The organism is Rathayibacter sp. AY1C2 (genome assembly GCF_002931195.1).
GTDB lineage: Bacteria > Actinomycetota > Actinomycetes > Actinomycetales > Microbacteriaceae > Rathayibacter.
On sequence record NZ_PSWG01000017.1, the window covers coordinates 62,396 to 68,395 of the forward strand.

Below are 6,000 nucleotides of genomic sequence, written 5' to 3' on the forward strand. Positions count from 1 at the left end.
GCTCAGAGCGCTGGTCGCTGCGCGTTGGGCTTCGGGCTTCGGGCTTCGGGCTTCGGGCTTCGGGCTTCGGGCTTCGACGCTCGCTCCTCCGCGAGAGTCCAGGAGTTGTCGCACTCGACGCTGAGTGCGACAACTCTTGAACAGTGGGCGCGGGTCGAGCGCCGGGGCGGAGCGAGCACCGGGCGCCGGGCACCTCCCCGGGCTCCGGGCACCCCGCTCCCGGCGCGGGAGCGCGCCTCAGGCCAGCCAGGAGAGGGTGCCGCCGTGGGCGGCCGCGCTCGCGAGCGGGACGCCGTCGGCGGCGAGCAGGAACGGGGTCGGCTCGGGTGCCGTGCGGTCCCCGCGCGCGGCGACGAGGTGCGGGAGCAGCGCCTCCGCCTCGAGCGTCACCAGGCTCGCGCCGCGATCGGCGACCGTCGCCAGGACACTCTCGCGCGCGGCCCAAGGAAGGTAGACCAGGGTCCCGAGCGAGACGACCACCGTCCGCAGACCCGGCGGCACTGCGTCGAGCAGGGCGGGCAGCTCGGCGGCCGCATCGCCCGCGACGATCGTGGGCGGGTCGTCCTGCAGAGTCTCCACGGCCGAGCGGAGCCGCGCGGTCCGCTCCGGGCGGTCGGGCGGGAGCAGCGCTTCCAGCCAGGCGACGTCCTCGGGCGAGCGGACGTCGAGCGGCGCCAGGTCGAGCCCCCGGCGCCACGCGACGACCGGCAGCCGCCCCGGCGCCTCGCCTCCGCTCACTGCGCACCGCAGCAGAGGCGCGCCCGACCCGAGCCGCGTCTCGCCGTCGCTCGCCGTGACGGCGTAGGAGTACCGCTCCGGCGCCAGGCAGAGCCCTGCGGAGGCGCCGATCTCGACGAGCGCCACCGGCTCACCGGGCTCCGTGATCCGCTCCAGCGCCGCGACCAGGGGCGCGCACCGCAGCGCCTCGTTGGTCTGCGTCCTCCGCTCCGCCGCCACCGGCGCCACCCGCGCCCACTCGCTCCGGAGCCACGCGGCGAATCCGGCGCCGTCGACGTCGGGCACGCCGAGCAGCCGCGCGACCGAGAAGAGCAGGGACGGCTGCCGGTGCTGCGCGGGCAGCTCGTCGATCAGGGCGAGGAGGCGCGCATCCTCCGCGACGGCGAGCGCCCACTCGACCTGCTGCTCGGAGGTCTGCGCGAGCTCGACGGCGGCGCGGCGGAAGCGGTCGGCGGAGGAGGGCATGCCTCCATCCTGAGGGAGCGGCGGAACGGTGCCTGCAGGCGGGCGCAGGATCCTGGCGGCGGGCGACGATCCCCGTACGTGTTCACAACGGAGGAGGAACGTCGGAACCGCGGCCTGTCTCCGCGGATCCGGAGGCGCGCAGACGAATCCTTCCTCCGTTGCGAACACGATCCGGGCTCGGGCGCCGCGGCCCGTCCCGCCGGGGTCCGCCTCGGGACGGCCGCTACGCGGACTCTCCCCCGCCGCCCGGCCCGACGGGCGAAGGATCTGCGTGGCGGGCGACGATCTCGCCTCGCAGATGTCCGTGGCCGGCCGTCCTCGGGGAGCAGCCCAGCGACACACCCCGGCGGGCGGAGGACCTGCGCGCCGGGCGACGGCCCCGCCCCCGCGGATGTCGGTGGTCGCCGGTAGAACGGACTCATGTCCGACACCGCTCCGAACCCCGCGTCCGCGCCGGTCCGCGAGCGGCGCCTGCTCGACATCCGGCGGATCTACGCCGAGCCGGCCGCGCTCGAGCTGCCCCGCGGGCAGGAGGTCGTGGCGCGATGGCCGGGCGCCGAGATCGTTCCCGTCGAGTCGCACTGGCTGATCCCGGAGGTGCACGGCGACGAGGCGAACGTCGCGCGCTGGGTGCGCATCAAGACGGAGGCGCTCGTGCTCGGGGTGAAGAAGTCGCTCGTCACGCGCCCGAACGGCCGCTCGGCCGACTTCATCGCCCCCTCCACCGCCAACGGCTGCGCCATGGCGTGCGTCTACTGCTACGTGCCGCGGAGGAAGGGCTACAGCAACCCGATCACGCTCTTCACGAACGTCGAGCAGATCCAGCGCCACCTGGCCCGGCACATCGCCAAGCAGGGCCCCAAGGCCGAGGCGAACCAGTGCGACCCGGAGGCCTGGGTCTACGACATCGGCGAGAACAGCGACTGCTCCGTCGACGCGCTGCTGAGCGAGAACGTCCGCGACCTCTGCGAGCTGTTCCGGATGTCGCCCACCGCCAAGGCGTCCTTCGCGACCAAGTACGTCAACCGCGAGCTCCTCGAGTGGGACCCGCTCGGGCGCACGCGCATCCGCTTCTCGCTGATGCCCGCCGAGACAGCGAAGGTCACCGACATCCGCACCTCGCCGATGGCCGAGCGGATCGCGGCGATCAACGACTTCGTCGACGCCGGCTACGAGGTGCACGTCAACTTCTCGCCCGTGATCCTCACCGAGACCTGGCAGCAGGACTGGACCGAGCTCTTCGACCAGCTCGACGCCGCCCTCCACCCGCGGGCGAAGGCGCAGCTCGCGGCCGAGGTGATCCTCCTCACCCACAACGAGGGCCTGCACGAGGTGAACCTCGGCTGGCACCCCACGGCGGAGTCGCTGCTCTGGCAGCCTGGCCGCCAGGAGCAGAAGGTCTCCGAGAACGGCGCCGTCAACATCCGCTACCGACGCGACCTCAAGCGCGCCGCCCTCGACCGCTTCCGCGCCCTCCTCGCCGAGCGCCTCCCCTACTGCCGCGTCCGCTACGCCTTCTGAGCCGGCGCCCCCGCCGGAGCGGCGGCGCGACGACTCGCGCAGGAGCGCACCCTCCCGCTCCCGCACACGCCGAGACACCGCCGCGGAGACGGCGTCTCGCGCACGAGCGCGGCGTCTCGACGGAGCCGCACGCCCTGTCCAGTGAGCGCACCGTCGCGCCTCCTCCCGCTCCACACGCCCCGCCGAGACACCGCCGGCCCGCCCGACACACCGCCGTCGAGACGGCGTCTCGCGCACGAGCGCTCCGTCTCGACGCAGCCGCACCGCCCACCGGCGGCACCCCGCAACTGAGCCCCGGAGTCGCCCGGCTGGGAGTCCGCCCGGCGGCCGGGGCCACTGCTTCGCATTACGGATAGCGGCACGTGCCCTCCGAACGAGGGGCGTACTTTCGGAGAACAGCCGGAGGGACGGCCCGACCGCCCGACTCCACGGGCCTGCAGAGCAGGCGTCAGCGGGGATCGACGGCTCGGCGCGACGGCATCCGGACTCGACATCCCGGAGCCCGGCACCCCCGGCTCGACACTCCGGACACTCGACTCGGCGGCACAGCACACCCCGGGTCCTGCTCCCCACGAACACCCCCCACCATCTCGCACTCCCCCTCCCGGCGGCACTCGCCGGGGCACCTCACAGTCGCGGTCGGCACCCGCGACACAGCACAGAACGGCGGCACGCACCATGGGCGCTCTCCTCTACGGCACTCCCCCCACCTCGCACGAGATCGACGACCGCGCGCTCGCGCACCTCCAGATCGTCATGATCAACAAGTTCCGTCGCGACGAGGCGTTCGCCTTCCAGCTCGACGCCTCGAGCGCGCACGGCACCGGACGCCAGACGCTCTGGCTGCACCCGACCATCCCTCTCCAGTTCTCGTTCCACGGAAGCCGCATGCCGGCGATCAACGCCACCTGGGTGCGCGCACTGATGGAGGAGGCCAACAGCGGCCGGGGCCTGCGGATCGTCACCGAGCCGGCGCAGCAGCCCGAGTCCTCCGGGCTCACGCACGCTGCCTGAGCGCGCCGTGTCCAGGCGCGACGACGACGAGCCGATGGAGGTCACCGACTTCGTCGAGCTCGCCGGTGCAGTGCACGACGACGCAGGCTTCGAGTGCTCCTCCACTGTCGACGGCGTGACGGGCGCGCTCTGCGTGCTGCCCGACTCCCTGGTGCTGCGGAGCGCCGGCACCGGAGACTCGACCCGCGTCGGCACCCGCGACATCCGCTCCTGGCGGGCCACTCCGGCCGGCGCCACCTTCTCGCTCGCCGTGGAAGCCGGAGCGCGGCACACCGTGGTGCTGCTCACGCAGTTCCAGGCGGCGACCGTCCAGGCCATGACCCGCGCCGCCGGACCCGCGACTGGTTTATCCGCTTAACGAATTCCCCGTTCGGGGCACGCGGTGAGGAGCGCTCTTCGTGCGACCCTGATCGGGATGAACGAGAAGGACGAGGTCATGCGCTCCGACATCGGCGGGCGTGACATCGAGCAGGCGCGGGCCCTCTTCGAGCAGTCGTACAACGGGCACCGCTTCGTCGTCGAGCCCGGCGAGGACTTCTCGTACCGCTACACCTCCGTCGGCGACGGCGATGTGACGCTCCGCGGCAGCCAGTTCGCCGGCTCCGTGCAGGGCTCGATCCAGACCGAGGGCGAGTACGTCGTCTCGTGGCTGACCGCCGGCGCGGGCGTCACCGATCTCGACGGCGACGCGGTGACCCTCGGATTCGGGCAACCGGCGATCTTCGTCAACGACCGTCCCAGCCGGTTCGAGTTCCACGACTACCGCCAGAACCTCATCCACTTCGACGGCGCGTACCTCGAGGGCATCGCGGAGGAGGTCGAGGGCACCCGCGGCCCCCTCCTCTTCGACACCACCGCACGACCCGAGGGCGCGGCGCTGCGGCGCTGGTCGGCGACCGTCGCGACGGTCGCCCGGGTGATCTACGACGCCGACAGCTCGCCGCTGCTGCGCCGCGAGGCCGACCGCGCGGTCGCCGTCGCCCTGCTCGAGACCTTCCCGCACTCGACGCTCGACACTCCCGGCGACCTCGGAGTACCCCGCTCGGGGCGCCTCCGCCAGGCGATCGAGTACATGTACGAGCACGCCCACGAGCCGCTCCGGACCGAGCAGATCGCCGACGCGGCGGGCATCGGCCTGCGGACGCTGCAGACCGAGTTCCGGCGCGAGTTCGGCTTCACCGCGGTCGACTACCTGCGGCGGATCCGGCTGGACGGCGTGCAGAAGGAGCTGCGGGCGGGCGAGTCCGGAGTCGTCAGCGTCAGCGAGGTCGCACGGCGCTGGGGCTTCGCGCACCTCGGCCGGTTCTCGGCCTCGTACGCCCACCGCTTCGGCGAGCGCCCCAGCACCACGCTCGACACCTGAGGCGTCAGAGGTAGTCGGTCCCGCCGTCGTCCTCGCTGTCGTCGCCCTCGCCGCGCGGCTGCACGGTCGGCCGCGCGGGCTGGAGCCGTCGGGTCTTCTCGCGCATCGACTCCACCGCCTCCGGGTCGTCGAGGTCGACGCCGCGGTCGAGCGCCGGGCTGGTGAAGAGCTGGCTGGCCGGTCCGACCAGGAGACGGGTCTCGCCTCGCAGCCCCTCGTCCGAGAGCGACGGCACCACGACCAGGTCCGACTTCCCCACGTTCGCCAGCGCCTGCGCGTACTCGACGACCGCCGAGCACACCTCGTCGCCCAGCAGCACGAATCCGCTCGCGTAGTACAGCTTCTGCATCTCGCCCTCCCCTGGATCCCGGACCGCCCCTCCGGTCGGCCCGTCCCCCGACGCTAGGACGGCGCCGACCGGCCGCCCCACCCCTTGACGGGGGTGGCGCGGAGGGGTCAGAGTCCGCGCGGAACGGGCAGTCGCAGCGCGGTCGCGAGCGCCTCGACGACGCGGGTCGCGCGCACGTCGCCGACCCCCTCCATCCGGTTGGTGAGGAACGCGAAGCCGACTCCCGCGTCCGGGTCGGCGAAGGCGACCTGTCCGCCCGCGCCGTCGTGCCCGAAGCCGCTCGGCGTGAGGCGGCCTACCAGGCGGTCGCGGAGGCGGGGCTCTCGATCCCCGGCGACGTCGCCGTGGTGTCGTTCGACGACGACGAGCTGGCCGCCTACCTCCGCCCCGGGCTGACGACCGTGGCGCTGCCGCACGAGGAGATGGGCCGCCGGGCGGTCGAGCTGCTGCTCAGCGGCGCTCCGGGAGAGCGGGTGCTGGTGCCGATGCCGCTGGTGGAGCGGGCGTCGACGCGGCGGGTCTGACGGGGCGGGGCCTGGGGGCTGATCGG

At 73.5% G+C, this 6,000-nt stretch carries 7 protein-coding genes and 1 pseudogene; 5 read left to right on the forward strand and 3 right to left on the reverse strand.

Going from position 1 to position 6,000, the window contains the following annotated elements; translation table 11 throughout:
- Positions 1-237 precede the first annotated feature (237 nt).
- Positions 238-1,203, reverse strand: a complete 966-nt coding sequence (locus C5C55_RS12185) for a DUF2332 family protein (RefSeq protein WP_104234092.1) — start codon at positions 1,201-1,203, stop codon at positions 238-240.
- Positions 1,204-1,623: 420 nt separating this feature from the next.
- Here C5C55_RS12185 and C5C55_RS12190 point away from each other — a divergent pair, with 420 nt between their 5' ends.
- From C5C55_RS12190 to C5C55_RS12205, 4 genes are all read left to right on the forward strand, one after another.
- Complete coding sequence (locus tag C5C55_RS12190) at positions 1,624-2,724, forward strand: spore photoproduct lyase family protein (protein ID WP_104234093.1); 1,101 nt, start codon at positions 1,624-1,626, stop codon at positions 2,722-2,724.
- 678 nt (positions 2,725-3,402) lie between these two features.
- Positions 3,403-3,738 carry an ATP-dependent DNA ligase gene (locus C5C55_RS12195; protein WP_104223411.1) on the forward strand — a complete coding sequence of 112 codons (336 nt, stop codon included), beginning with the start codon at positions 3,403-3,405 and terminating at the stop codon, positions 3,736-3,738.
- 7 nt (positions 3,739-3,745) lie between these two features.
- Complete coding sequence (locus C5C55_RS12200; RefSeq protein ID WP_104223412.1) at positions 3,746-4,096, forward strand: hypothetical protein; 351 nt, start codon at positions 3,746-3,748, stop codon at positions 4,094-4,096.
- Between the two features lie 57 nt (positions 4,097-4,153).
- Positions 4,154-5,101 (forward strand): AraC family transcriptional regulator, encoded by a 948-nt coding sequence (locus C5C55_RS12205; protein WP_104223413.1) that lies wholly within the window; start codon positions 4,154-4,156, stop codon positions 5,099-5,101.
- 4 nt (positions 5,102-5,105) lie between these two features.
- Here the strand turns inward: C5C55_RS12205 and C5C55_RS12210 are convergent, their stop codons facing one another.
- Both C5C55_RS12210 and C5C55_RS17025 read right to left on the reverse strand, forming a co-directional pair.
- The gene (locus C5C55_RS12210; RefSeq protein ID WP_104223414.1) at positions 5,106-5,450 is read right to left on the reverse strand and encodes a hypothetical protein; all 345 of its coding nucleotides are present in this window, start codon (positions 5,448-5,450) and stop codon (positions 5,106-5,108) included.
- A 107-nt stretch (positions 5,451-5,557) separates the two neighbouring features.
- Positions 5,558-5,866, reverse strand: coding sequence for a serine hydrolase (locus C5C55_RS17025; protein WP_146078844.1), 309 nt, complete (start codon positions 5,864-5,866; stop codon positions 5,558-5,560).
- On the opposite strand from C5C55_RS17025, the pseudogene C5C55_RS17030 reads away from it, so the two are divergent.
- Positions 5,768-5,974: pseudogene (locus C5C55_RS17030) on the forward strand (substrate-binding domain-containing protein); the annotation flags it as partial. The gene C5C55_RS17025 and the pseudogene C5C55_RS17030 sit on opposite strands and share 99 nt — an antisense overlap.
- Positions 5,975-6,000 lie beyond the last annotated feature (26 nt).

What these genes read in the sequence shown, in the direction of transcription:
- C5C55_RS12205 (WP_104223413.1), top strand. Translation starts at nt 4,154, where the DNA reads ATGAACGAGAAGGACGAGGTCATGCGCTCCGACATCGGCGGGCGTGAC.
- C5C55_RS12210 (WP_104223414.1), bottom strand. Translation starts at nt 5,450, where the DNA reads ATGCAGAAGCTGTACTACGCGAGCGGATTCGTGCTGCTGGGCGACGAG.
- C5C55_RS12195 (WP_104223411.1), top strand. Translation starts at nt 3,403, where the DNA reads ATGGGCGCTCTCCTCTACGGCACTCCCCCCACCTCGCACGAGATCGAC.
- C5C55_RS12185 (WP_104234092.1), bottom strand. Translation starts at nt 1,203, where the DNA reads ATGCCCTCCTCCGCCGACCGCTTCCGCCGCGCCGCCGTCGAGCTCGCG.
- C5C55_RS12190 (WP_104234093.1), top strand. Translation starts at nt 1,624, where the DNA reads ATGTCCGACACCGCTCCGAACCCCGCGTCCGCGCCGGTCCGCGAGCGG.